At 40.6% G+C, this 26876-nt stretch carries 20 protein-coding genes; 13 read left to right on the forward strand and 7 right to left on the reverse strand.

Annotation, left to right across the window (positions count from 1 at the left end):
• Positions 1–604 precede the first annotated feature (604 nt).
• Together L0657_RS23920 and L0657_RS23925 are read right to left on the reverse strand one after the other, a co-directional pair.
• Complete coding sequence (locus L0657_RS23920) at positions 605–1663, reverse strand: calcium:proton antiporter (protein ID WP_235153298.1); 1059 nt, start codon at positions 1661–1663, stop codon at positions 605–607.
• A gap of 286 nt (positions 1664–1949) precedes the next feature.
• Positions 1950–2111 carry a hypothetical protein gene (locus L0657_RS23925; protein ID WP_235153299.1) on the reverse strand — a complete coding sequence of 54 codons (162 nt, stop codon included), beginning with the start codon at positions 2109–2111 and terminating at the stop codon, positions 1950–1952.
• 201 nt (positions 2112–2312) lie between these two features.
• Between L0657_RS23925 and L0657_RS23930 the strand changes: the two genes are divergently transcribed.
• The 3 genes from L0657_RS23930 to L0657_RS23940 all read left to right on the forward strand — a co-directional run bounded on the left by L0657_RS23930 (position 2313) and on the right by L0657_RS23940 (position 4226).
• A complete protein-coding gene (locus L0657_RS23930; RefSeq protein WP_235153300.1) occupies positions 2313–2759 on the forward strand; it encodes a PA2169 family four-helix-bundle protein in 447 nt (148 codons plus the stop codon).
• Between the two features lie 85 nt (positions 2760–2844).
• Positions 2845–3327 (forward strand): DUF4385 domain-containing protein, encoded by a 483-nt coding sequence (locus L0657_RS23935; RefSeq protein ID WP_235153301.1) that lies wholly within the window; start codon positions 2845–2847, stop codon positions 3325–3327.
• 458 nt (positions 3328–3785) lie between these two features.
• Positions 3786–4226 carry a hypothetical protein gene (locus L0657_RS23940; protein WP_235153302.1) on the forward strand — a complete coding sequence of 147 codons (441 nt, stop codon included), beginning with the start codon at positions 3786–3788 and terminating at the stop codon, positions 4224–4226.
• Positions 4227–4355: 129 nt separating this feature from the next.
• Here the strand turns inward: L0657_RS23940 and L0657_RS23945 are convergent, their stop codons facing one another.
• The 5 genes from L0657_RS23945 to L0657_RS23965 form a co-directional block, all read right to left on the reverse strand.
• Positions 4356–4817 carry a hypothetical protein gene (locus L0657_RS23945; protein ID WP_235153303.1) on the reverse strand — a complete coding sequence of 154 codons (462 nt, stop codon included), beginning with the start codon at positions 4815–4817 and terminating at the stop codon, positions 4356–4358.
• A gap of 241 nt (positions 4818–5058) precedes the next feature.
• Positions 5059–8406: an ExeM/NucH family extracellular endonuclease gene (locus L0657_RS23950; protein ID WP_235153304.1), complete on the reverse strand. Its 3348-nt coding sequence runs from the start codon at positions 8404–8406 to the stop codon at positions 5059–5061.
• A gap of 325 nt (positions 8407–8731) precedes the next feature.
• Positions 8732–9874, reverse strand: a complete 1143-nt coding sequence (gene gmd / locus L0657_RS23955) for a GDP-mannose 4,6-dehydratase (protein ID WP_235153305.1) — start codon at positions 9872–9874, stop codon at positions 8732–8734.
• Positions 9875–9932: 58 nt separating this feature from the next.
• Complete coding sequence (locus L0657_RS23960) at positions 9933–10874, reverse strand: GDP-L-fucose synthase (protein ID WP_235153306.1); 942 nt, start codon at positions 10872–10874, stop codon at positions 9933–9935.
• A 224-nt stretch (positions 10875–11098) separates the two neighbouring features.
• The gene (locus tag L0657_RS23965) at positions 11099–12100 is read right to left on the reverse strand and encodes a mannose-1-phosphate guanylyltransferase (protein WP_235153307.1); all 1002 of its coding nucleotides are present in this window, start codon (positions 12098–12100) and stop codon (positions 11099–11101) included.
• Positions 12101–13745: 1645 nt separating this feature from the next.
• Between L0657_RS23965 and L0657_RS23970 the strand changes: the two genes are divergently transcribed.
• From L0657_RS23970 to L0657_RS24015, 10 genes are all read left to right on the forward strand, one after another.
• Entirely contained in the window at positions 13746–14480 is a 735-nt protein-coding gene (locus L0657_RS23970) for a tyrosine-protein phosphatase (protein ID WP_235153308.1), read from the forward strand.
• 228 nt (positions 14481–14708) lie between these two features.
• Positions 14709–15536, forward strand: a complete 828-nt coding sequence (locus tag L0657_RS23975) for a polysaccharide biosynthesis/export family protein (protein ID WP_235153309.1) — start codon at positions 14709–14711, stop codon at positions 15534–15536.
• Positions 15537–15602: 66 nt separating this feature from the next.
• Positions 15603–17963 (forward strand): tyrosine-protein kinase, encoded by a 2361-nt coding sequence (locus L0657_RS23980; protein ID WP_235153310.1) that lies wholly within the window; start codon positions 15603–15605, stop codon positions 17961–17963.
• Positions 17964–18020: 57 nt separating this feature from the next.
• Positions 18021–19343, forward strand: coding sequence for a UDP-glucose/GDP-mannose dehydrogenase family protein (locus L0657_RS23985; protein WP_235153311.1), 1323 nt, complete (start codon positions 18021–18023; stop codon positions 19341–19343).
• Between the two features lie 124 nt (positions 19344–19467).
• The gene (locus tag L0657_RS23990; RefSeq protein WP_235153312.1) at positions 19468–20469 is read left to right on the forward strand and encodes a mannose-1-phosphate guanylyltransferase; all 1002 of its coding nucleotides are present in this window, start codon (positions 19468–19470) and stop codon (positions 20467–20469) included.
• A gap of 120 nt (positions 20470–20589) precedes the next feature.
• A complete protein-coding gene (locus L0657_RS23995; protein WP_235153313.1) occupies positions 20590–21531 on the forward strand; it encodes a GDP-L-fucose synthase in 942 nt (313 codons plus the stop codon).
• 70 nt (positions 21532–21601) lie between these two features.
• Positions 21602–22744, forward strand: a complete 1143-nt coding sequence (gmd, locus tag L0657_RS24000; RefSeq protein ID WP_235153314.1) for a GDP-mannose 4,6-dehydratase — start codon at positions 21602–21604, stop codon at positions 22742–22744.
• 204 nt (positions 22745–22948) lie between these two features.
• Positions 22949–24418, forward strand: a complete 1470-nt coding sequence (locus L0657_RS24005) for a lipopolysaccharide biosynthesis protein (protein ID WP_235153315.1) — start codon at positions 22949–22951, stop codon at positions 24416–24418.
• On the forward strand, positions 24405–25742 hold the full coding sequence (locus L0657_RS24010) for a Coenzyme F420 hydrogenase/dehydrogenase, beta subunit C-terminal domain (protein WP_235153316.1): 1338 nt from the start codon (positions 24405–24407) through the stop codon (positions 25740–25742). Before L0657_RS24005 ends, L0657_RS24010 begins: the two co-directional genes overlap by 14 nt.
• Positions 25739–26866 (forward strand): polysaccharide pyruvyl transferase family protein, encoded by a 1128-nt coding sequence (locus L0657_RS24015; protein ID WP_235153317.1) that lies wholly within the window; start codon positions 25739–25741, stop codon positions 26864–26866. Before L0657_RS24010 ends, L0657_RS24015 begins: the two co-directional genes overlap by 4 nt.
• Positions 26867–26876 lie beyond the last annotated feature (10 nt).

Consider the following 26876-nt stretch of genomic DNA (forward strand, 5'->3'; position numbering starts at 1 on the left):
ACGAGAATCCCTTGAAAAAGAGACAGAGACGAAAAACAGCTACCTCACAAAATAAGATTATATCCAATTTTTAAAGGGAACAATCCTATAATACAAATGTATAATAATTTTATTATTTGTCACCGATACACTTAAATAAATATTATTTTTTGATGAATAATTTTTATTAAATTAATAATGGTTACAAAAGCCAGTGAGAAGATTCGAGATAATTTCTTCTATAATTAAATGAATTTGGAGAAAAATTGAAGACTGATATTTTATGTTGAAATCATCTGTCTGTTCGCTGATTAAGCTATTAATTAATAAATTCCAGAGACCAGCAAGATCAAAATAAAGGCACAATGACGTTTTTTCAAGACTTATTAATCTGGAAATTTACAGCTGCTGCGGAGCTCAAAAGAAATAGATTTAATAACTGAGGATAAAAATGTTTGAGCGTGGCTCGTCAGAAGCTACTTCATATGAGACGATTGGAGATTAAGCGCAGTAGTGCTTAACAACTTAAACAAATGCAGAAAGAGTCTTTTTAAAGTTACTATTGGCAGTGAAGCTGAAAAATTTCATACTGATATTCCCAGCCTCACCGCAGGAAAAAGCTATCTCAGTGAAATACGATCGTGAATATGTACATCATCAAATTTACAAGCAGTACAATTGCATATAAACTATTGGTTTGACCTTTGTTCAGTGAAAGCATAACCGTAAAAACGGAAAGTACAAGCAGTACCATTGATTTCATGTCTAAACCAAGAATCAAAGGCAAATCCATTAACGTGCAGACAATAACAACAGTGGGTATACTAAGTCCGATACTTGCCAATGCTGAACCCAGGGCAAGATTAATACTGGTCTGATATTGATTACGACGGGCTGCCCTGATCGCAGCTATTCCTTCCGGCAGCAAAATAACTGCTGCAATTGCTACACCTACCAATGCCGTTGGCAAACCTGCCGCTACAACCTCGGCTTCAATGACCGGCGAAAGTTTTTTAGCCAATAGTATTACAACGCCAAGACAGATCAGTAAAAGGACCAGGCTGATTATGGCTTCCGTCTTCGTAACTGATTTTTCCTCGCCGGTCGCGCCGGTCAGGAAATACTTCCGATGTCTGATCGTTTGGGTAAACAAAAACGAGCCGTAGATAACCAGACAACTAATCCCGATTGCAATAAGCTGCGGAGCACTGTAAGAAGGGCCGGCAATACTCGTAGTGAAATTTGGAAGTATAAGCGTCAGCACAAGAATCGATACCAGGCTGACGAGCGCAATGGTTACGCTTTTTGTCTCAAAAGTTTGTTCTTTATATTTCAGGGCTCCTACTAACATACTGATTCCCAGAATACCGTTAAGAATTATCATTACAGCTGCAAATAAGGTGTCCCGAGCATAAGTATCCGCACCAGCGCCGCCGGTCAACATTAGGGAAACGATGATCGAAGCCTCCAAAAGCGTCACAGCAACAGCCAATATGATTGTTCCATAAGGCTCTCCAACTCTATGTGCTACAACTTCTGCATGATGCACCGCTGAAAGCACACCGACGACCAATGCAGAGATTGCCAATAAGTTGATAAATAAACCGGGATCATTTGGTAATAAAAAATAGAAAACCCAGGCGACAAGAGGGGCAATATAGGTCCATTGAAATATTTTTTTCATAGAAGGAAGCTTGATAGTTTATTTAAAAAATGATAAAGAATTAGTGTTTCCTACTCTATCAACAAACTTTAAGCATAATCATCCCCCTGATTAGCCTCGAAAAATTTATTATTTATGATGAAATAAATTTCCTGTTATGGATAAGCATCAAAAGTTTCAAAAATTTAAAACTCACACAAACACTATTTCTTGCAAAATTGGACGCATAAAGATCTTGCCGAAAAGACTTCTCGTTCCATGAATGGTCAAACTGTGAAATTTACGCTTCACCAGTATACAATTTTGTTCACAGCGCGTTGTCACCAATAAATAGATCATCCGCCGCATTTTTACTTTCAAAATAGGTGAAAGAAAATGCACTAAAAGGAAGTTCAAAAGACGTTTTGTTTTTATCCGCAACCCCAAAAAAATGATTCGGATTGTTAGTTATGTAATTGATTATATGCATTAAAACCAGTTTTACCGTGCCTTCTAAATATATAATTAAGGACCAATTTTAATCTCGATATCAAAATTGCTAAAATGCCCGCTCGAAAATGAAAGGGAAAAATTTTATGCAGCAACCTGGTTGTTATAATTTCCATACTTCATCCTGTGGCACGATATTCTTTATAATTGTCAGTAATCAACAAACAATAAAATAAATATTATGTCAACTACATCAGGAGTAATCAGTGATCTTATTGAAATCAATAACGATCGTACAGCAGGTTTTGAAAAAGTAATTGAAGATATCAACGATGAAAATTTTGATTTGAAGGCGCTTTTTGAGGAGTATGCTCAACAAAGCCGTCAAAATTCTCAGGAACTAGCGGCAGTTGGTGGATCTGCTGCCCATCTTGAAACAGAAAACAGCGTGAGTGGCGCATTGCACCGCGTGTGGATTGACGTAAAATCTCTGTTTGGCGGAAGCGACAGAGCGAGTATTTTATCTGAAGCCGAGCGCGGAGAAGATGCAATCAAAAAGGCATATCAAGATGCTTTGAGCAGCTCTGAACTGACTCCAGACGCACTTGCGATCGTGAGAACGCAATCTTTACATATCAATGCAGCGCATGATAAAATCAAGGCGCTTCGTGATGCTGCGAAAGCTTAATTCGCAAAAAATATTAAGGAAAAGCTGCCTCGCAAGAGGTGGCTTTTTTCTTTTGTGACATACTAAACTGCCTAAAATCAATATCATGGCCGACAGCCCATCCTATCTTCATTTTGATAAAAATGTGTATGTCTGGAAGCCGGACGTTGATTATCGTCAACATCCTGAATTATACCGCGTGGGAAAGGGTGAACAGGGCGTTTTGATATGTCAGCCTTACAAAGCTGAGATTGGGCCGCTTTGGCGATTTAAAACGGAAGTGATTGCCATAGAAAGCAGTGAGGGTATCTTTGATATGTTCTTAAATTATCTCAATCAGGACGATTTCGTTGGCGCCGATATGGCTCGTAAATATTTACAAATGGGCTTCACCCGTGCGCGTCGATATGCGAATTACAAGGGCGGTAAAAAATATGACAAAGAACACGACTTCCAGCTTCTGGAAAGGGGAACAGGGCAGCAGGAAAAAGCCGATGCTGCCGCGGTCTTTTATGCCAAATGGAAGGAAGCAGAAAGTAATTCAAAATATGCCCAGCTTAAAAAAGAATGGAAATTACTGCGAGGTTAGGTCGCTAAAAAACTGGCTTAATATTCCTTTCGATGTATAGAAATAATTTCATTATTTTTCCTTTCCAGTTAACTACACCTGTCTACGCTCACAATACAATTATAATTTGTGTGGCAAAATCTAACTTCCCGGTTCACCAATCCCGTGGCTCCACCTATCGGCACTCATTATTGATTTAACGGTAATGAGAAATATCTCTATAAAGTATTTCTTAGCAGTATATACCAAAAAATACTACTTGAATAAAAAAGGTAATAACTACTTCTGTGTTTTTTTGAAAATAGTTGTAACTTTTCATAGTACGAATTTTGATATCAATTGACCTGAATCTACTGTGGGTGTGGTCTAATTATTTTGCCCAGCGGAAACGGACCATGCCAAATTACACCTTTACGAAGACGAGTGCACAAGCGAATACCTGAGCATAACCATTAACCCGGACTATAATTTAAGTAACTATGAAAAAGACTATCAGAAATGCAGGCACATTATCAATCATCTTGATTTGCCTGGCATTTCTTTCCTGTAAAAAAGACCCTGAGCCCCAATCTGAGTTGGAGACGCTTTATTTTGGAAGTTATAGGGGAAAAATACTAACAGCTGATGATCAGATCGCCGGCACTGTGGTCTGGCAAATTTATAAGGCAGCGGACGATGTCATAACCATCACACATTTAGACACATCCATTACCGGAAAAACACGTTTGCTGGATTTTAAAAATGTCCGCTTTATCGATTCAAGGAGTATCGAGTTCAGCCAGGATATCACGATTGACGGCGTAACTGGTCGTTACGAAGGCGTTGGCGTTTTGACTTATAATACGCTCACGATTACAATGAACGTAAGTTATGCAGGCGGTTCAACTGTTGGAGAAAGTTTCGATATAGTAAAAATTTGAACATTATATGCTGAATCCTGAATGACCTTGAAATGATACGTCATTCGGGATTCAGCACATATTACTTCTCGCACCAGTTTCCGGCACAACCAGTTCTTATAAGCTTCAGAGTTTTACAAAACATACGCCTTAATCAAAGTTTTGAAGCCATTCATGCTGGTGCTCTCTGCCATAGATATGTATGATTGAGGATTCAATGTATTCGGCAGTTTTGCCAATCTGATTTTTGCATGATTCACGGATCCTCCCGGAGTCCGACGGGCTAAGCAGGATTTCTTCACTTGCGGCGGATTCATTATTTCCGTTAGCATCTTTGGAAACAAGACTAATCTTTATTTGCGGTTGATCAACCCAGTCGGTATCTGCGCGCTGCAAGATCAACGGATAATTTATTTCTTTGAAAAAAGAATCTTCCGGATTGTCACCCAGGAACACGAGCACAGGTATACGGTTCACAATTCTGAGAATGTATTTTGGATCCTGTTCTTTAAGCGGGCCGATCGGATGCCGATTCACAATAATATTGAGCGCATTCTCTGTCGGATAAATTTCAATGTCCGTATTTTTCCTTTCGGTCTCTTTCTCATCCATGATTCAAATAGCTCAATTATTTTAAAATGTTCAATTTTCTAAGTATCTCATCCCTGCCAGACATTCGCATGATATTCCCTCAACAATAATCCAGCATTACAAAAAACGAGCCTGGGTTTAAACTACATTTTACGCCAAGTACTTCTGTATTCTGAACTGTCCAATTAATCTCAAATCAGAAGGCAAAAAATTGGCCTTCCAACTATCGATAGTCGGAAGGCCAGATCTTTTCAAACGAATATTATTGAACGACGATATTCAATGTTTTACTTACGCCATCGGCATTCCCTAATACCAAGTGGTACATACCAGAAGTAAGCGACTGAGCCGGATTGATCTCATAAATTCCATTCTGCGATGTCGGTTGGGCGGTCACCTGAATTTTTCGTCCCATGGCATCAAACAAGCTGAACGAAGTTGTCCTCAGATCCGCTCCGGAGATTGAGAAACTACCAGCACTTGGATTCGGATAGATGTGAACGTTCCCTTCGAAAGAATCCGTACGAACCGCAATGATTCTTGAACGTTCGAAAGTACCGTCAAGATCAACCTGTTTCAACTGATAATAATAAAGTTGTCCGCTTTTTGCATCCGTGTCTTCAAAACTATAATCAGATCTTACCGCTGTGGTAATCTTTCCTGAAACCGTTCCGATCTTTTCGAAATTTTTCCCGTTGTAACTTTTTTCAATCTCGAATTTTTCATTGTTAACCTCGCTAGCTGTCGTCCAGCTCAGAAGAATTTTTGGGGAAGATTCAGTACCGTAAATTGTTTTTCCAGTAAAAGAAACCAAACTTACTGGCAGTGGGTTTGTCAGATCAAGTCCTACCAGCACAGGATCGTGATCCGCAGCACGGAACTGATCTGGGGCGTACAAACTGGTGACCTGCCCCGTCGTTTTGAATTCGGTATTATAATCAAGCACACCCGGCTCATCAGCATTGATATGCCATTTGGCTGTTCCGGTGATTTGCGTTGCAAGCGTCGAACTTGCCAGCGCATGATCGAGCGATCCGGTCTGTCCGTCAAAAACGTAAGAATAGGAAGTCGCTGGCAGCTGATTGGTATAACCGCTAGTAGCTAAAATCCTAAGCGGATCTTCCATGGCATAAGCATTCAAATCTCCCAGAATTAAATAATCCAAATCGGTTGTTCCCGTTGGTCTTGTTGCAAGCCATGCGGCAAGATCCGTCGCCTGGCGGGAGCGGGTTCCGTTGGAAGCACTCTGCCCGTCAACTGCGTCTGCATCACCAGCACCGCCGGAACTCGATCCTTTGGATTTAAAATGGTTAACGACCACGGTAAATAATTCGCCGTTTGAATTCTGGCTGAAAGTCTGAGCCAGCGGCCTGCGGCCAACAGCATCAAAAGCTGCACTGGTAGTCAGTGAAGCAGCGTTACCTACAAGACTTACTTTGTCCGTTTTATAAATAATTCCTACTGTAATCGCATCGGTCGACAGGGTAAAACCGGTTACCGAAGGATCTGTATTAACAAAAGCATAGGTTCCACTGCTGGCAGGATCCGCATTCAATCCGTTGATCAGGTCCTGCAATGCGGTTGTTGGTGTCGTACCATTATTTTGTATTTCCATCAGCCCGATCACATCAGCATCCGTGCCGATAAGCGCCTTAATGATCTTCGCTTTTTGTCTGGTAAATTCCTGGGCATTATTTGCACCCCGAAAATCGCCTGAACCGGCATCCAGCGTCGTAAAATAATTAAGAACGTTGGCACTTGCTACTTTGAGCGTTGCTGCCGCCAGAGACGGGGGCGTCGTCGGGCGTTCATTTACTGGAATGAAATTCACTCCCGTTGCACGCTGAATCCGGTACCCTTCCAGGCGCTCATCCAAAATCCCAACGATATTTGTTACCTCATCCCCTCCTCTTAAAGTATTTGTGGCGCTCAACGGATTACCGTTACGACCAAAAATGATCGGATCGGTGTTTTGACGCGTACTGCCATCGTCAAGAATTATTTTCCGCTTGGCTATTTCAGCAAGATAAGCAGCATACCCTGTCGTGCTTGGCATATTGAACTGTGTGAACTGATCCAACCGGGCATCGGTGCCTGGCTGGTTCGATGCACCCGTTGCGGAAAGGACAACCTGTCCATAACGACCAAGCTGGAAATATTCGGTTACAACAAGATTACCCGAAGTAGCACTGATATCAACCAGCATACCTTCATAACGTTCAAGATCGGTGACGTTGGCGACCGGAAATTTGATTGTCGTCACCGCTGGCAAAGTTGAAAGTCCCAGATTAGTAAAATTTGTCAGTGATCTGATCTGAGTGGAGCTCGTTGTTACACCGCTTGTCGTGCTGACAAAATCCTGAACTGTCCCTGTCAAATTCACTTTGTCTCCTTCCGAAGGGGTTACCAATCCGGCCACATCAGTCGAGAGATTGTATACAAAAATTCCCTCCGAAGTTGTTGCATCTCCATCAGAATCAGCATCCTCTTCCTGTACGAAAAATCCGTTCAGGCCCGTTGCTCCTGAAAACATTCTGGTGACAATTCCTTCGATTGTTTGAATACCCGTAATCGCCGCTGTTGTGCCGCTTCCCTGTATCGCGCTGATTTTAACCGGTACACCTGGGGCTGCCACGGTAGTAAAATTCCATGTCGTTGCACTTGATATTCCGGCAAAAATATTGGCAGCATTGTCTGCAAAAGTTCCCGCGTCAACTGTGACGTAATATGAGATTCCGTTATTTAAAACAACATTCGAAATCGTGACAATATTAGAAGTTACCGATACGTCTGTCGAGGTTACACTTATAGTCTGGCTCGTGCTTGCCGACGCATTTGTGATCACAATATTACCATTTCCCTTGACAACATTTTCATTGAAAGTCAACACAAGGTTTGAAGTCAAAGGTACGTTCGAGGCATTGTCCAACGGCGTAAATGCGCTGACAACAGGTCCTGTAACGTCCGGGCCAGAAACACCTGAAGAAATTTCTATATCATCCAGCGCGATTCGGTCCCTGGATCCCGTAGCCGTCTGCCAGTAAATCCATCTAAGCTGCACTGGTTCGGATAGATTTTCCAAAACAGCAGGAAGCGTAACGTTAAACGACTGCACAAAGCCGGTCGGACCGGAAGTATATATCTGGTTGTCATCTCCCAGATCCGTAAAATTGCCACTGGTACCAACCCGGTACTGCAAAGCCAGATTGTTTGTATTTCCCTGATCATAAATCGTTTGTGCCTTCCACGCCACCTGAATATCCGTTTTACCGGAAGTGTTAATTGCTACGAGCACCACGCCGGCTTGCTGCGCATTTGATGCGATAAGACTTATGCCATTATCAGCCTCGTCACGCCAACCTCCTTGATTGATTGCCGTTCCGCGGTCAATATCTGCTGCAGCAGGTGCAAGCGTTCTGTTGCTCTGAATAGTTCCAAATTTGTGAACTGCCATCCCGGCTGGCAGCGTTTCTCCTGTCAGTGAAGTAAATGAAAAAGGCAGGGTTTGCGCCGGTGGATTGGTTTGTGCCAGCAGCGGCCATACTGCGGCAGTCATGATTGTTAATACGAGGAAAGTAATATCCCTCAGTTTTCGTAAATGATGTTTCATTATGTAGTTTGCCGGTTAGTTAAACGGCAAAGATAGCCAGGCGGTTTTTGGGCTGGATTACGGGAATGTGAAGATTTGGGTGGATTTAAAAATAAAAATAATACTATCTCTGTATAGAGATTTTTCGAGCAAATGCTGTCTTTTAACAATTGCACGTTTTCAGGTTTAAAGGGTAGAGGCTTACCTTAAAAGCAACTTTTTTAGAATTACTTTCTTAGTAGTTCATATTTTTTCAATTTTAACGAATATACTGATCGTCCTTCAAAAAAAATGGCAGAATTCCTTCTGCCATTTTTTTCCAGTATAAAATTTAATTTCTAGTTATCTATTCAAAATAATTCATCACCCCAAATCCTTCTTTCAACAACAACTGATCTTTCTGGAACAAACGCAGATCGGACGTAGCCATATCTTCAATCAGCATATCCAGCGTATGTTTTGGCTTCCAGCCCAGTTTTTCATCACATTTGGCAGGGTTACCGATTAGCAATTCTACCTCAGTCGGGCGGTAATATCTTGGGTCGATTTTCAAAACCGGCGTTCCGATTTTCAAGTGATCGCCTGATGAGATACCCAATTCTACAAGACGGGCAGAATCCACAGAAGCAATCGTGCCTACTTCGTTTTCTTCGCTTCCTGTAAACAACAGCTCAACGCCCAGGAACGCAAATGTTTTACGGATGAACTCACGAACACGCGTTGTTACACCGGTTGCAATCACAAAATCCTCAGAAGTTTCCTGCTGCAAGATCAGATACATCGCCTCTACGTAATCTTTTGCATGTCCCCAGTCGCGCTGCGCGTCGATGTTCCCCATATACAAACAATCCTGAAGACCCAGAACTATTTTCGCCGCAGCTCTTGTGATTTTGCGGGTTACAAAAGTTTCGCCGCGAAGTGGTGATTCGTGGTTGAAAAGAATCCCGTTTGAGGCGAACATACCGTACGCTTCACGGTAATTTACCGTGATCCAATAGGCATAAAGTTTAGCCACGGCATAAGGAGAACGTGGATAAAAAGGTGTCGTTTCAGATTGCGGCACAGCCTGTACCAAACCATACAATTCCGAGGTAGACGCCTGATAGATCTTCGTTTTTTTAGTCAGTCCCAACAGACGTACCGCTTCCAGTATACGCAGTGTTCCGATACCATCTGCATTGGCAGTATATTCCGGCATTTCAAAACTTACCTGCACGTGGCTCATGGCAGCAAGGTTATAGATTTCGTCAGGCTGTACTTCCTGGATGATTCTAGTCAAATTCATCGAATCTGTCAAATCTCCATAGTGAAGGATAAACTTCGCGTTGTCTACATGCGGGTCTTCGTACAAATGATCGATACGATCCGTATTAAACAAAGAACTTCTGCGCTTGATACCGTGAACGGTGTATCCTTTGCTTAATAGAAGTTCACTCAGGTATGCGCCATCCTGTCCTGTTACGCCGGTAATAAGTGCTACTTTTGACATTGAAATTATAGTTATAGCTGTTAGCGGTTGGCTATTAGCTTAGTAAATATTTTATAAATTATACTGAATAAATTTCCTGGTTTTTCAGGAAGTCCGCATAAGCCAGTGCGATGCCCTCGGGCAGCTCAATGGTATGTTTCCATCCCAGACCGTGCAGTTTGGATACGTCCATAAGTTTTCTTGGTGTTCCGTCCGGCTTGCTCGTATCCCAATGTATCCCGCCTTCAAAACCCGTCGTTTTGGCAACCAGCTCTGTAAGTTCTTTAATCGACAGATCTTCACCCGTTCCGATATTGACCAGCTCACGGCCATTGTAAGTTTCCATTAAAAACAAACAGGCTTCTGCCAGATCGTCGGCAAAAAGGAATTCACGCATCGGCGAGCCGGTTCCCCAGGCCTGCACAAATGGTTTGTTCTCTTCCTTTGCTTCATGAAACTTGCGGATCAGCGCGGGCAATACGTGCGAATTGTTCAGGTCATAATTATCACCATAACCGTACAAATTCGTAGGCATTACGCTGATAAAGTTACTTCCGTACTGGTCGTGGTATGCTTCACAAAGTTTGATCCCGGCAATTTTCGCGATCGCATAAGGCTCATTGGTTTCTTCCAAAAGTCCAGTCAGCAGATAATCTTCACGCAAAGGCTGCGGAGCCATTTTCGGGTAGATACATGAAGAACCCAGGAACATCAGCTTTTTCACACCGTTCAAATGCGCCGAGTGAACCACATTGGCTTCCATCATCAGATTATCATACAAAAACTCACCGCGGTAAGTATTGTTTGCCAGGATTCCGCCTACCTTGGCAGCTGCCAGAAAAACATAATCCGGTTTTTCCTCTGCAAAAAAATCAGCAACCGCCTGTTGGTTACGAAGATCAAGCTCCGAGGAAGTGCGGGTTACAATATTTTCAAACCCCTTTTTCGCCAGCCCTCTGGCAATCGCCGAACCCACCATCCCACGATGCCCGGCAATGTATATTTTTGAGTGTTTTTCCATTTAAACTTCGGCTTTCGGCAATCGGCTTTCGGCTTTTTGCTCGTAGTAAAATTTATAGATAATAGGTTGACTGATTTGAGAAATGACTGCCGACCGTACGAAGGACCGCGCCGACAGCCAAAGTCATTTATTAATCCAATCGTTCCTCTTCCAACCGCACCGGCGGTCCGGCATTAACAATTAACCATTAATCATTAACCATTAATCATTAACCATTAAAAAATCTACCTCACCAACTCCGGAATCTCCCGTTCAAGTCTCTCATAGATTTTTTTAACGTCCTGCGAATTGCTTTTATCCAGAACAAGGATTGCATCCGGTGTTTCGACCAGCATCAGGTTACTTACACCTAAAAACTCAACATGTTTGGTTGAACCAACCACGCAGTTGTTTTGCTTGAAGCGGTGAACTTCGCCCTGCTGTTCCCAGTGTTCCCAGATTGATTCAAAAGAACCAAGATCTGACCAGCCAAAAGTTGCCTGAACCACTTTGATTTTTGAAGATCTTTCCATCACTGCATAATCCACACTAACCGAAGGGATTTTCATCGTCTCTGTTTCAGGAAGGAAAGAACCATTACGCGCCTCCCAGGTTTTCAGGGAAGTCTCGTAAATTTCCGGTTCAAAGGATTTCAGTTCTTCCAGATATACGCCTGCCTGAAAACAGAACATGCCACTGTTCCAAAGGAACTTGCCCGTCTCGATAAAAAGCTCGGCAGTTGAAAGATTTGGCTTTTCACGGAACGAGATTACCTCATTGCCTTCATATTCTATATAACCATAACCTGTTTCAGGTTTGGAAGGCACAATGCCGAAAGTTACAACAAAACCTTTTTTCGCCAGTTCGATTGCTTCATTGATCGCGTTGGCGTAAGCCTCTTCGTTGGTAATGATGTGGTCCGAAGGCGTAACCAGGATCACATCTTCCGGATTCAGATCAAAAGCAGAAAAAGCGATGGCAGCCGCTGTATTACGCGGAGCTGCTTCAATGATCTCCGAATACTGATGCACACCTGCGCGGATCAGATCGGCCTGGGATAACAGGTAATTATCCTTGTTCCCAACGACAACAGTACTATCAACAAAATCCTTGTTACGTTCTGCTGTCAGCTGAAACAAAGACTTGTCGCCAAACATGGGAATGTACTGTTTTGGCATTGATTTTCTTGATACGGGCCAAAGGCGACTGCCAACACCCCCTGATAGAACTACATGTAGAATGGACATATTTTACTTGTTATGGTTGGGTTAAAAATGAACGATTACACAGTTACGCTACTTTCACTAGTCAAATTTTTATCTGACAAAAGATACATAAACTGTTACTTCGAATTCTCATCAGGAACAATCCTTGTAAAATACCTTTGTCAGGTCAGATTCAGCAAACTAACAAGCATGTTCTCAATTTTAACCGATCCCAATTAATTCTACAATAAAACGGGGTAAAATCGCCTGTCAGCACAACATTGTTTTGCCTTATCTATCAGAAGTTTAAAGATATTCTGTCAGTTTTCATAATCTACCCGGACAATCTTATTATACGGTAAACTTGAAATTTTAATAAAAGTAAGAATTGGATCTGATCGTTTTTCTAGATTCCATGGAATTCAATTCGCAGATAAAACGCATGCGCTGATGATAGCTGCTTTATCAAAACAGCGGATTTAAACCCTAAAAACGATCCTCAGATAACATTTGAATAGAATTTAACGCATTAAACTGTTGGACAAAAATCAATTTTCAAGGTATCTCATTAAGGATCAATAGAAACAATGCGCAGAATATAGCTTGACTCATACCGTTTGCTGATAAATTTTATATTTAAATAAATATTGGATTAATACAATTTAATAATTTTTAAACGGTAATGAAAAATTGGGCCTGAATTGGCACTAAAATCACTGAAATTCCTAATATTCAGGCTCACGAAATAGGACGGAATTACAGCCTTAACTCTTCCCGTTGAAAAAAAGTCATTAGAATTCTTACGATAACTCGGTAGTAAATTTTCGACCAAAATAATTTTGATTGTCGGTGCGCTTTTCTTGTCTTATCAATACCCGGTAAAATTATGTGCAGAGGATGATGAACATTAAACTGGATTTACTTGACGACAGCATAGAACCATGAAAAGGAATTGCTCATCGAAATAACTCGATTAAAAAAAGTTAAATCTCACGCCTACCTGGTTACTGATTTTCATCGGAGTGTCCTCAAAAACTGAGCATTACGACTAATTCAGCTTGGCCACAGCATTTGCGTATATACCTATCGTTTTTGCGGCATTATTCGGTTAACATGCACCCAGGCGATAAAATGCCACACTTCCAGTAAGATTACCAATTAAGATAAATACAAACCGTTACTACTATCCACACTTTGTCCGAGGACTGATACAGTATTTAAATTTTTCCTTAATGACACAAGTTGAACTATTCTAATAATCGTAAGATAAGAAAATCATAATATGTGAAGCGTACATTCGAAACACAAACATTGACATAAAAACAAAATCTATGGAACGTAAATTTTACAATATGGCACAATACACCAAAGTATTCTATCGTTTTTAAATCTTTGTCAAAAAATTCAGGTGGGTAATGTAAAATTCTCACTACGCCTGATAAAAAATTTTCCGACAAATGCGCTACAAAAATTGTATAGTACAGTAAATCACAGGAATACTTCAATAGAAAACGTTTATTTATGAATTTTGTATTATTATTGAATATTTCCAAGCAATATTCTGTGAAGTCTCGAATTTTTTACATTAAATTTGCCTTACCCTTTAATACACAATATTCCTGAAAATAAGTAACCATCCCGTGGCTCATTCACGGTAAGGAAATTTTTGGGGCACCTGGTAAAATATATGCTCAACTGGTTATTCGATAAGAAAAAGAAAGAAATAAACCTGGAAAGGATTGGAATGGATATACATTCTCATCTTATCCCAGGAATAGATGACGGCGTAGAGACAGTCGAGGAAGCTGTACAAATGGTACAAAAACTGCAAGACCTCGGTTACTCACGCATCTTCACAACGCCCCACGTAATGTGGGACTGTTACAGAAATTCTCCCGAAGTTATTTTAGACGGCCTTAAAGATGTTCGACTGGCCTGTAAGAAAGCCGGACTAACCATTGAGGTTAATGCGGCAGCCGAATATTTTATCGACGAACACTTCGTTGAGATCCTGACCACCGGCCAGCAGTTTTTAACTTTACCGGGAAACCGGTTACTGGTAGAGCTTCCTTACTCTACCCCGCTGATGAATACCTCAGAAACTTTATTCAAAATCATAGAAAAAGGCTATCAGCCCGTTTTGGCACACCCGGAACGTTATACCTATTTTTATTCCGACCCATCCGTTTATAAAAAATTAAGCGACCAGGGATGTGAACTGCAAGTAAACATACTGTCTCTTGGAGGTTACTACGGAGAGAATGTGCACAAGATGGCAGAATGGCTTTTGAAAAATGGATTAATCACATTTTTAGGCACTGACGCGCACCGCATGCAACATTTGGAATTAATCTCTAAGGGTGACAAGTCATCATGGCTTTCCAGGTATCCATTTCAAAATCAAAAACTTCTTACTCAGTAGTTTAACATTTTAGAATTTATTCTACATTTGTATTAGAAATTTTTGATCTTAAATTGTAGAAATGACAATAACTTTATATAACTTTGTCGGGATTATTAGATTTTACCGTTACAACTGACTTTTAATAATTTCCCACAACCCCCATTTATCAACGTATCGCATTGCTTGTATAATTATTTAACATTCAATTACTTAATAGTTAACAGCTAACAAATCTTAACTCAACTTATGAAGAATACGCATTCCAAGCTAACACAATACAGTATTTATCTGGTACTACTTTACATAGCCGTATTGGGTGGAACAACTTCCTGTGTATCACCGAAGTCAATTGTATATTTTCAAGGAGATACTTTGCGGAATTCTTCACAAAATATCAGTCAAAACTATATCCCAACCATTCAGACTAACGATTTGTTATCTATCGTGGTAGGTAGTTTGAACTCAGAAGCTAATGAGATGTTTAATATTGCTAATACTGCAATGACTGCAAGCTCCAACTATTCCGCAACGAGCGCAGGGGCAAAATTACAACCAGTAGGATACATGGTTGATACAGACGGAAATGTCGAAATTCCATTAATCGGAAAAGTTAAAGTTAGAGACCTTAAGACATCTGTAGCCGCAGATACGATCAGAATGAGATTGACCAATTACCTGAAAGAGCCGTCAGTGGTCGTTCGTACTTTGAATTTCAAGGTTTCAGTTCTTGGCGAAGTAGCTCATCCGGCAATATATGTAATACCCGACGAAACAATAAGTTTACCGGAGGTTTTAAGTTTGGCGGGAGACCTCACCATTTATGGAAAGCGTGACAATGTTATGATTATTAGAGAGGAAAAGGGTGTTAGACAATATGCAAGATTGGACTTGACATCTCGGGATATTTTTACATCTCCGTACTATTACTTGCATAAAAACGATGTGATTTACATTGAACCTGTCAAGACTAAATTAGCAGCAACCGATCGTCGTCAACAGCTAGTACCAGTTATTGCATCTATTGTTGGGGGTATTGGAACATTAGGGATTTTAATTATCAACCTTACCAAGTAGAGCAAAAGCTCCAACTATAAAAAATCAATTGAAGGTAAATTACTTACATACTGAAATTTCAATAGGATGTCACAGGAATTTTTAGAGGAGGAAGAGCAGGATTTTCATTTGCAGACCTACGTTCGCAGATATCTTAGATATTGGTATTTATTCCCTATTTTCATTGCGCTTGCATTAACCGCCGCATTTTTTTATCTGCAAATTACACAGCCCGTATACAGCTCCAAAACGACCATTTTGATCAAGGATGAAGAAAAAGGTCTTGGCGGATCTCAAGGGGACATGCTTTCTGAATTGAGTAATCAGTTTGGAGGAAATAAACTCGTAGAAAATGAGTTAGAAATTTTAAAGTCCCAAACATTAATGGAGCAGGTTGTTAAGGATCTGAATCTCGATGTAGCCTACACTTCAAAGAAAGGACTAAGAACCGTCAACCTATACAACGAGAACCCCATCATAATCAAACCGGAGGTTATTACCGCCGCAGGCTTACAGGAACCACTTGAAATTCATATTGTAGACAGTACCCATTTCAGGTTTAATGACGAAGAGACGCTGCATACCTACGGCCAGCGCTTCAATAATTCCTGGGGTGCTTTTGTTGTATTAAAAGGAAAACCCAGCAATTACGAAGATATCGAAGTAACTTTTAAAGATGTCAAAAACCTGGCAGAGGGGATGTTGGGTAGGCTTGCCGTAGCGCAGCCTAATGTTAAAAGCACTGTTATCGAGCTAAGTTATGAAGATGTTTCTGTCCAACGAGGAAAAGATGTTTTAAATAAGTTGCTGGATGTATACGTTCAGTCGTCACTTAGTGACAAAAATAGCGAGGCTAGTAACACCCTTAAATTTATAGAAACTCGCTTGGGTTTGATCACCGGAGAGTTGGGAGATGTAGAAAAAGATGTGGAATCATATAAAACCACGAAAGGAATCACCGACATCAGTGCCGAATCTCAACTTTTCCTGGAAAATATTAAGGAAAATGATGCAAAACTGAATGAAGTCAACACACAGATCAGCATTCTTGAAAGCGTTGATAATTACATAAAAAATGCCGGGGACGGAGGGGTTGCTCCTGCTACTTATATGATCAACGACCCCGTACTCGTCTCCCTTCTTACCAAATTCAACGAACTGGAATTACAGCGTGAAAAGTATGCTCGTACAACAACCACTAATAACCCCTTACTTCAAACCATAAATACACAATTGGACGGTACGCGTCAGGCGATCCGGGAGAATGTACAGAATTTGCGTCGGGGTATGGATGTTACCAGGCAGAATCTGCAGGGTATCAATACCCGCTTTTCAGCTGGATTACGCAGCATTCCTCAAAAAGAACGTGAATTTGTGGGAATTAAGAGGCAACAAAGTATTAAAGAAAATCTTTATTTGTATCTGCTGCAAAAAAGAGAAGAGACTGCTTTAATGTACGCGAGTACGGTAACTGATAGTCGGCTTATAGATGCTCCAATTTCTTCATACAACCCCATTAAGCCAAAACGCTCATTAATATGGATTGGCGCTGGTGCTGCTGGATTAATTATCCCTTTACTTCTAATTAATCTTCTGTTTTTATTGAATAACACAGTTCAGACAAGAGAAGAAATTGAGAAGTCTACTCATGTATCAATTCTTGGAGAGATTGGTCATATGAAAACCGAAAAAGGTGAGCCAGGGGAAGATGCAATTATCAAGATGACGAGCCGTAGTGCGGTTGCTGAACAATTCCGCGCTCTGCGTACAAACCTACAATATTTGGGAGATGGAAGTTGCCGAGTTTTAATGTTCACCTCCTCTATTGGTGGCGAAGGCAAGAGTTTTGTAAGTATCAATTTAGCCGCGAGTTTGGCATATTCGGATAAACGTGTGTTATTAATTGGACTAGATTTAAGAAAGCCTACCTTACACGAACGTTTACAAGTTCCAAACCAATACGGTGCATCAAACTGTTTGATCGGTCAGGGAAAACCTTCTGACTTTATCCAATCCACAATTGTGCATCCAAAGTTTAACGTACTAACTAGTGGGCCAATACCGCCGAACCCTTCCGAACTTTTGAGTAATGGACGCCTGCCTTTGCTGATCAAGGAGTTGCGCGAAGAGTATGACTACATATTGATTGACTCACCTCCTTTTGGATTGGTAACGGATTCATCGCTAATCGGAGAGTATGTCGATGCGACGTTATATTTGGTTCGATATAACTACACACTGGTGGATCATTTGAGAAGAATCGGCGAACTTCAAAAAGCCAAAAGATTCTCCAATCTGTCAGTAATCTTCAACGGTGTAAATTACGGAGCAGGTTATGGTTACGGCTACGGATATGGTGGTTATGGTTACGGATATTATGGAGACGACAAGGAAAACAAGGTTCAGGGAATTGGATACCGAATGAAAAAACTGGTTGGAAAGGCCTGAACATCAGTTAGCTCCATCTAAAAACAGTCTGATTTACTCAACGTCAAATTAAATTTTATGAAAATCGCAGTTGTAGGCACAGGTTATGTAGGTCTTGTTACTGGAACCTGTTTCGCTGAAACAGGAAATCAGGTGACCTGTGTTGATATCGACCAGAATAAAGTTACCCGGATGCAAAACGGAGAAATCCCAATTTACGAACCGGGTCTTGATGTTTTGTTTGACCGTAATATAGCCGAAGGACGTCTTGTCTTCACAACCGACCTTGTGGAAGGAATCAAGGATGCCGAGGTTATTTTTCTTGCCCTGCCTACACCTCCTGGTGAAGACGGCTCCGCTGATTTGAAATATATTCTGGGTGTTGCCAACGATCTTGGACCAATTCTGGAAAGTTATGCAGTCGTCATCGACAAAAGCACCGTTCCGGTAGGTACTGCGGAAAAAGTTAGAGATGCCATTGCAAAAAACGCGAAAGTGGATTTTGATGTCGTGTCCAACCCGGAATTCCTTCGTGAAGGTGTGGCTGTTGAAGATTTTATGAAACCAGACCGCGTTGTAGTAGGAACAACTTCCGATAAAGCAAAAAAGGTGATGGAGAAACTGTATGCTCCGCTGGTGCGTCAGGGAAATCCGGTTATCTTCATGGACGAGCGTTCAGCAGAAATGACCAAATATGCTGCCAACTCATTCCTTGCGTTAAAAATTACTTTCATGAATGAAATCGCCAACCTTTGCGAAAAAGTTGGTGCCAATGTGGATGACATCCGCCGTGGAATCGGGACTGACAGCCGTATTGGCAAACGTTTCCTTTTTGCCGGTATCGGATATGGTGGAAGCTGCTTCCCAAAAGATGTACAGGCATTGGCTAAAACTTCTGATGATTATGGTTATGACTTCCGTACACTGAAATCCGTTATGGCCGTTAATGATGATCAGAAAAAACGCCTGCTCCCTTTAATCACCGAACATTTTGACGGGGATTTAACTGGAAAAACAATTGCAGTGTGGGGATTGGCTTTTAAACCTTATACGGATGATATACGTGAGGCACCGGCATTGGAAAATATAAAGGCACTTCTTGCGGCAGGTGCCAACGTGACGGTTTACGATCCGGAAGCGATGGACAATGTAAAACGTCTGATGCCAGACCTTACCTATTGCCATACCGCCTACGCAGCGCTGGATGATGCAGATGCGTTGATGATATTCACAGAATGGCCGCAATTCCGTACCCCGGATTTTGAGAAAATGGCCAAACTGATGAAAGAAAAAGTAATTTTTGACGGTCGTAATTTATACGAACTCAACACCATGCAGGAACAAGGATTTCTATACCACAGTATCGGAAGAGAAGTGGTAAATGCGGGAGTGCTTTTATAGCATTCGTTCACGCAAAGGCGCAAAGTTTGGGCGCAAAGTAAAAAAAGCTTCGCGTGCTTTGCCCTTACCTCCCCTTCTTTGCGTGAACCAGAACGGAATATAAACACTCAACGGATATAGAAATATGGCAATCATACATGTAATTCTTTCAGGTGGCGTTGGAAGCCGACTTTGGCCGGTATCCAGAAAATCCATGCCGAAGCAATACATTCCCATGTTTGGCAATAAGTCGTTATTTCAGCTGACAGCAGAGAGAAATAAAGAGCTGGTTGATAACGCAGTGGTGGTTGGAAACAAGGACAACTATCTTCTTTCCCAGGCTGATCTGATCAGGGCCGATGTTGACCAGTACACTGAAATTATCGAAGCTGCGCCCAGAAATACAGCAGCAGCCATCGCATTTGCAGCATTCAACTGTGCGCCAGAAGATATCATTCTCGTGACTCCTTCCGACCATATCATCACGGACGAGGAAGCATATAACCAGGCAATCAGACAGTCGGTAAAACTGGCAGAAGAAGGTTATCTGGTAACCTTCGGCATCACGCCATCCAAACCGGAAACAGGTTACGGTTATATAGAATACAACGACAACGAGGTAATCTCATTCCGTGAAAAACCTGATCTTTCCACAGCCGAGCTTTTTATTGAGACTGGAAATTTTCTTTGGAACAGTGGTATGTTTTGCTTCCAGGCGGGTATATATCTGGAAGAATTGAAATCGTTCGAACAGGAAATCTATGAAACTTCTCTGAAAACCTGGGAAGCGCGTAATGGTTCTTTTCTTCCTGAAACAGAAACGATGCAAATTCCTTCAGTCAGTGTGGATTATGCAGTGATGGAAAGATCCTCAAAAATTAAAGTAGTTCAGGCAACCTTCGGCTGGTCAGATCTGGGTTCTTTCGAATCCATCTGGGAGCATTGGGAACAGCAGGGCGAAGTTCACCGCTTCAAGCAAAACAACTGCGTGGTTGGTTCAACGAAACATGTCGAATTTTTAGGGGTAAGCAACCTGATGCTCGTCGAAACGCCGGATGCGATTCTGGTTCTGGACAAAAGCAACTCGCAGGAGGTTAAAAAAATCTATGAGAGACTTGAACGGGAGATTCCGGAGTTGGTGAGGTAGATTTTTTAATGGTTAATTGTTAAGGATTAATGGTTAATGTTAGAAGAGGAAAGATTTAAATTAAAGCAAGTTAAGGCTGTGAAAGATTGTGGCAGTCCTAAACACTAAAAGCTAACATCCATGGAAAAAGATTCAAAAATATACATTGCCGGGCATCGTGGGATGGTGGGATCGGCGATTGCCAGAGGACTGGCGAAAAAAGGGTTTGAAAATATTGTGACCCGCACTTCTTCGGAGCTTGATCTTCGGAACCAACAGGCGGTTGCTGATTTTTTTGCAGAGGAAAAACCTGATTATGTTTTTCTGGCAGCTGCCAAGGTAGGCGGAATCCTGGCAAACAATACTTACCGCGGTGAGTTTTTGTATGATAATCTGATGATGGAAGCCAATGTGGTTCACTCTGCTCATCTGAACGGTGTGAAAAAGCTGATGTTCCTGGGTTCTTCATGCATCTACCCGAAAATGGCTCCGCAGCCTTTGCGTGAAGACTATCTGCTGACAGGTTTATTGGAAGAAACCAATGAGCCTTATGCGATCGCAAAGATTGCCGGGATCAAACTTTGTGAAGCATACCACGACCAATACGGAAGTAATTTTATCAGCGTGATGCCGACAAATTTGTATGGTTATGGAGATAATTATGACCTGAACAACTCGCATGTATTGCCTGCGCTGATCCGCAAGTTTCATGAAGCCAAGCAAGAGAACAAACCTATTGTGCAGGCCTGGGGAACAGGATCACCGATGCGGGAATTCCTTTTTGCCGACGATCTGGCCGAAGCCTGTTTGTTTTTAATGGAAACTTACAATGGCCGCGAGCTGGTCAATATCGGAACGGGCGAAGATCTGTCCATTAAAGAACTTACAGAGCTGGTTGCGAAAACAACCGGTTTTGAAGGAGAAATAAAATGGGATACCACAAAGCCTGACGGAACGCCAAGAAAACTTATGGACGTATCCAAACTGCACGGTCTGGGATGGAAACATACCATAGAATTACCGGAAGGAATAGCGCTGGCCTACCAGGACTTTCTGAAAAATCAGGAAATTTATACAGTTTAATTCAAATATATTTCAATTGCTTAACGTCGACGGCCGACCGCCGAAAGCCGAAAGCCCAACATAATTATCAATGTCAAAAGTAGCACTTATCACCGGCGTAACAGGACAAGACGGCGCCTATCTCAGCGAACTTCTTTTAAGCAAAGGATACACTGTTCACGGTCTGAAACGCAGAAGTTCCTTGTTCAACACGGATCGTATCGATCATTTGTATCAGGACCCTCATGTTGATAACGCAAAATTCATTTTGCACTACGGTGACCTGACCGATTCGATGAACCTTACCCGTATCATTCAGGAAGTACAGCCTGACGAAATTTATAACCTGGCTGCTATGAGCCACGTGCAGGTAAGTTTTGAAATGCCGGAATATACGGCCAATGCAGATGGTATCGGAACGCTGCGTATATTGGAAGCGGTACGTCTTTTGGGGCTGACTAAAAAAACAAAAATATACCAGGCATCTACATCTGAGTTATACGGATTGGTGCAGGCAGTGCCTCAATCTGAGACAACGCCCTTCTACCCTCGTTCTCCTTATGCAGTTGCTAAAATGTACGCCTACTGGATTACAGTAAACTACCGTGAAGCGTATGGCATGTTTGCATCAAACGGAATACTTTTCAACCATGAATCACCTCTTCGCGGCGAAACATTTGTAACCCGTAAAATCACCCGTGCTGCTGCCAAGATCGTTTTGGGTCTTCAGGATTGTCTGTATATGGGTAACATTGACTCACAGCGCGACTGGGGACATGCCAAAGATTATGTAGAAGCTATGTACCTGATTTTGCAGCAGGAAGTTTCTGAGGATTTTGTCATTGCCACAGGCGTAACTACACGTGTGCGTGAATTTATCCGTAAAACCTTCGCTTTCCTTGGGGTTGAATTAACTTTCACTGGCGAAGCAGAAAATGAAGTGGGGACTATTTCCGCTGTTGACGCCGCTCGCCTTTCCGAGCTTGGCATAGCCGGAGGTGATCATTTGAAAATTGGAACACCTGTATTGAAAATCGACCCAAGATATTACCGTCCAACCGAAGTCGATCTTTTAATTGGAGATCCTGCCAAATGTGATCAAAAACTGGGATGGAAACCAAAACATACATTGGATATGCTGATTGAAGATATGGCGACTTCCGATCTGCGTTTGTTCCAGAAAGATCAATTGTTGTTGAAAGAAGGGTTTGGGGTTTTGAATTATTTTGAATAAGTCAAGTTCTCCATATTGTGTTGTATTGCTACTGATGTACAAATACTTAGAGATAATTTACGCTTCTAACCTTGTGATTTAGACATTTCCAAAGTTCAGGTACTGCATTTCCCTCACAAATTTGATTTACATAGCTAATAATTAAGAATGTTACGAAAAATCGTAAAAAATACTGGATTTTTATACATTAGGATGCTATTGATAATGGCTGTTTCTTTATATACGTCTAGGGTAGTATTATTAACTTTGGGTATAAATGATTACGGAATATACAGTGTTGTCGGCGGCGTCGTCTCCCTGTTAAGCTTTTTTAACAGTGCTATGTCGTCAGCGACTCAGCGGTTTCTATCTTATGATATAGGTCTCCAAAACTATTCAAGGCTTCGAGACACATTCAACGCTACACTCATAATTCATGTATTGATAGCAGTCGCCATTTTTTTCTTGGCCGAAACTTTTGGAATGTGGTTTCTTAAAACAAAGTTAGTTATACCTCCCATGCGCATGGAAGCTGCAGAATGGGTTTTACACTTCTCGATACTTTCATTTTCGGTCAACGTAATGCAGGTGCCTTTTAATGCTATTATAATAGCAAGAGAGAAGATGGAAATTTACGCTGCTATGAGCATTTTTGAAGTTCTTCTTAAACTTGCAATAGTTTATGTTCTTCAAATGGAAAACTTTGACAAACTTAAACTTTATTCTGTTCTTTTCTTTATAGTTTCATTGTTGATCGCCGCCATATATAGAATATATTGTTTCATAAATTTAAAAGAAACGAGGTACAAATTTTTCTACAATAAAGAATATTTCGTCACTTTGATTTCGTATTCAGGCTGGAATCTTTTTGGTAATCTAGCTTCTGTGGCGAAAGGCCAGGGCGTTAACATTGTCTTAAATATTTTTTCGGGTCCTGCTCTCAATGCTGCTTATGGCATTATGCTTCAGGTACAAGGAAATGTCACGTCTTTTTCTACGAATTTCCAATTAGCAGCCAACCCACAGATAATAAAGTCATTTGCGCAAAACAACATAGAGGAGTGCAAAAACTTGATTTTTAAGTCATCAAAATATTCTTTCTTTTTGATGATGATTATAATTTCGCCAGTGATAATAAATGTTAAATTTATTCTTACCCTCTGGCTTGGAACACCTCCACAATATACTGAGGAGTTCATTATACTCTGCCTAATAAATACTTTGGTAGATTGCATTTCTGGTCCTTTAATGACTGGAGCGCAAGCGACTGGTAAGATAAAATGGTACCAAATTACTGTTGGCTGTTTAGTTTTTTTAAACTTGCCTTTTTCCTATTTATTACTTGCCAGTGATGCTAATCCAACGTCCATTTTTTATTTAAGTATTTTCTTATCAATTATTAGTTTGAACTTCAGATTGTTCTTTTTAAAAAATAATCTTGGCATTTCAATACTCAGCTTTTATAGAGAGGTCATCTTAAAGATTGTCTTGATTAGTTTATCTATTTACACCCTATACTTTGTACTTTTTCACAAATTAGGTACAGAAAGTAATAATGCAACCACTATCATCAAGACAGTTTTAATTATGACAATATCTGTGGTTTCAATTCTAGTGCTTGGTCTTGATAATGATGAGAAGAAAACTATAAAAAAAGCAATGTTCAGAAAATTTATTTTAAATGACAAAGCCTAGCATTAATACAATTATAGAACAGCAACTTTGTACTGGTTGTGGTGCCTGTGTGTCAGAAAGTAAATCGCAGACAGTAAAAATGGAATTAAATAAGTCTGGATTTCTTATTCCTAGTTTGTCTGAGAATGAACAAGATTCAGTCAATATGTTAAGGGTGTGTCCTTTCAACCCTAACCCTGAGGAGTCGGTCGCCGATGAAGACAAAATAGCTCAAAACTTCCTTGGAAAAACTAAGCACTTTGACACGAAAATTGGATACTACAATGAAACTTATATCGGTTATTCCGTAAATCACCGTATAAGTTCTTCTTCTGGTGGAATTGCTACATTTATTTTCGAAAAGTTATTGAGGGAAGGATATGTCGATCATCTGTTTGTAGTTCGTGATGTAAACGGCTCATACGAGTATCAATTATTTAGTGATTTAGAAAACATAACCCAAATTTCAAAAACTAGATATTACCCTGTAACGCTTGAAAATTTATTTGGCCAAATTGATTTAATACAAGGAAAGGTGGCTATATCTGGTGTTGCATGCTTCCTAAAAGCAGTACGTCTAAAGCAACACTACTATCCAGGGCTAAGAGATAAAATCCCATTTTTAGTTGGCATCATTTGTGGAGGAACTAAGAGCTCATTTTTTACAGATTATTTAGCACAAAGGTCCGGAATAAAAGGAAAATATAGGAATCAAGAGTATCGTATAAAAGATAAAAATAATTTGTCTTCCGATTATTCATTTTCTGCATTTGATGAGGACGATAATAACCATGTTATGAGGATGCGCGAGGTTGGAGATATGTGGGGGACAGGATTGTTTAAATCGAACGCTTGTGACTTTTGCTCAGATGTATTAACGGAAGTCGCTGATATATCTCTGGGAGATGCTTGGCTGGATGAATATAGACAAGACGGTCTAGGAAATAGTGTTGTCATAACAAGATCTACAAAGGCAGATCTTCTGATTAAAACGGGAATTGAATCGGGTGAATTGAATTTAAAAATAGTCCCAAAGGAAGCTATTATCAAATCTCAACTACCAAGCTTTACTCATCGCCAGGACGCCATTAAATTTCGTATATGGCTTTCTAAGATAAACAATAATATTGTTCCACATATTAGAGAGAGGGTACTTCAAAACATTTCACTGCCTTACAAAATTGTCCAACTACAAAGACGTCGAACCAGATCCAAAAGTTTGAAAATTTGGGAGCAAAACAAGGACGCCGAAATCTTCAAACAGGAAATGAAAAGTGACTTAGAATTATTAAAAAATCTGACTAAAATTTATCACAAGTTTAGAAAAGTATTTTTATCGCTATGAAAATTGGAATTTTAACTTTACCACTCCATACAAATTATGGCGGTCTATTGCAAGCATATGCCCTTCGCAAGACTTTACAAGATCTTGGTCACGAAGTTTGGATAATAGATAGAGAGAAAAATTATCATCTTCCATTATCCAAACTCCCTATTGAGTATGTAAAGAGATTTGTAAAAAAATACATTCTAAGATACCCGAATCAGCATATTAGAAAAGAAAAACACGAACAAAAGGAATACCCTCTAATCGCGCAGCATACGGATAAATTTATTGAGAAATATATTGGAGAACGAGAGATAGTATTGAGCCCAAATTTGATTCACCCAGAACGATTTGATGCTATTGTTGTGGGTAGCGATCAAATCTGGCGTCCTAAATATTACTCCAACATTCAAGACGCGTATTTGGCATTCGCTGAAAACTGGAATATTAAAAGAATCTCCTATGCTCCTTCTTTTGGAACCGAGCAGTGGGAATATAATTCTCAACAAACAGACCAATTTGCTAGATTGTTGAAAATGTTTGATTCCGTATCTGTAAGAGAGTCATCAGCTGTTATTCTATGCAAAGAAAAATTCGGGGTTATTGCAAAGCATGTGGCAGATCCGACCTTGCTCCTAAATGTTGCAGATTATGTAGCAATAGCAAAAACGCATCCGAAGCACAACGGAAACCTTTTAATTTCTCTTCTCGACAACACCTCGGATAAACAAGACCTAATAGATTCAATAATAAATTTAAAAGGCTATGTCCCTTTCTACATTAACTCAAAAACAGAAGATAAAACAGCAACCCTGGCTGATCGTATTGCACCACCAGTTGAGGGTTGGGTCAGGGGATTTTATGATGCCGATTTTGTAATTACTGATTCTTTTCATGCAGCTTGTTTCTCAATCATGTTTAATAAACCATTTCTTGTATACGGAAATGCTCAAAGAGGACTTGCTCGTTTCAATTCTATTCTCAAAGTTTTTGGTTTAGAGGATCGTTTGATTACATCGTTTGCCGAATTTAAAGATGACATGGTTACAAAACCAATTAACTGGGGAACAGTTAACAAAAAATGGAATGAATTCAAACTTGAAGGAATTGAATTTTTAAAAACCAGTTTAAACTCTTACTAACTTTTAGGAA

The organism is Dyadobacter sp. CY345 (genome assembly GCF_021502725.1).
In the GTDB taxonomy this organism is placed as follows: Bacteria; Bacteroidota; Bacteroidia; order Cytophagales; family Spirosomataceae; genus Dyadobacter.

Coding starts and splice junctions, on each gene's coding strand:
- L0657_RS23920 (WP_235153298.1), bottom strand. CDS start 1,663: ATGAAAAAAATATTTCAATGGACCTATATTGCCCCTCTTGTCGCCTGG.
- L0657_RS23925 (WP_235153299.1), bottom strand. CDS start 2,111: ATGCATATAATCAATTACATAACTAACAATCCGAATCATTTTTTTGGG.
- L0657_RS23930 (WP_235153300.1), top strand. CDS start 2,313: ATGTCAACTACATCAGGAGTAATCAGTGATCTTATTGAAATCAATAAC.
- L0657_RS23935 (WP_235153301.1), top strand. CDS start 2,845: ATGGCCGACAGCCCATCCTATCTTCATTTTGATAAAAATGTGTATGTC.
- L0657_RS23940 (WP_235153302.1), top strand. CDS start 3,786: ATGAAAAAGACTATCAGAAATGCAGGCACATTATCAATCATCTTGATT.
- L0657_RS23945 (WP_235153303.1), bottom strand. CDS start 4,817: ATGGATGAGAAAGAGACCGAAAGGAAAAATACGGACATTGAAATTTAT.
- L0657_RS23950 (WP_235153304.1), bottom strand. CDS start 8,406: ATGAAACATCATTTACGAAAACTGAGGGATATTACTTTCCTCGTATTA.
- gmd (WP_235153305.1), bottom strand. CDS start 9,874: ATGTCAAAAGTAGCACTTATTACCGGCGTAACAGGACAGGATGGCGCA.
- L0657_RS23960 (WP_235153306.1), bottom strand. CDS start 10,874: ATGGAAAAACACTCAAAAATATACATTGCCGGGCATCGTGGGATGGTG.
- L0657_RS23965 (WP_235153307.1), bottom strand. CDS start 12,100: ATGTCCATTCTACATGTAGTTCTATCAGGGGGTGTTGGCAGTCGCCTT.
- L0657_RS23970 (WP_235153308.1), top strand. CDS start 13,746: ATGCTCAACTGGTTATTCGATAAGAAAAAGAAAGAAATAAACCTGGAA.
- L0657_RS23975 (WP_235153309.1), top strand. CDS start 14,709: ATGAAGAATACGCATTCCAAGCTAACACAATACAGTATTTATCTGGTA.
- L0657_RS23980 (WP_235153310.1), top strand. CDS start 15,603: ATGTCACAGGAATTTTTAGAGGAGGAAGAGCAGGATTTTCATTTGCAG.
- L0657_RS23985 (WP_235153311.1), top strand. CDS start 18,021: ATGAAAATCGCAGTTGTAGGCACAGGTTATGTAGGTCTTGTTACTGGA.
- L0657_RS23990 (WP_235153312.1), top strand. CDS start 19,468: ATGGCAATCATACATGTAATTCTTTCAGGTGGCGTTGGAAGCCGACTT.
- L0657_RS23995 (WP_235153313.1), top strand. CDS start 20,590: ATGGAAAAAGATTCAAAAATATACATTGCCGGGCATCGTGGGATGGTG.
- gmd (WP_235153314.1), top strand. CDS start 21,602: ATGTCAAAAGTAGCACTTATCACCGGCGTAACAGGACAAGACGGCGCC.
- L0657_RS24005 (WP_235153315.1), top strand. CDS start 22,949: ATGGCTGTTTCTTTATATACGTCTAGGGTAGTATTATTAACTTTGGGT.
- L0657_RS24010 (WP_235153316.1), top strand. CDS start 24,405: ATGACAAAGCCTAGCATTAATACAATTATAGAACAGCAACTTTGTACT.
- L0657_RS24015 (WP_235153317.1), top strand. CDS start 25,739: ATGAAAATTGGAATTTTAACTTTACCACTCCATACAAATTATGGCGGT.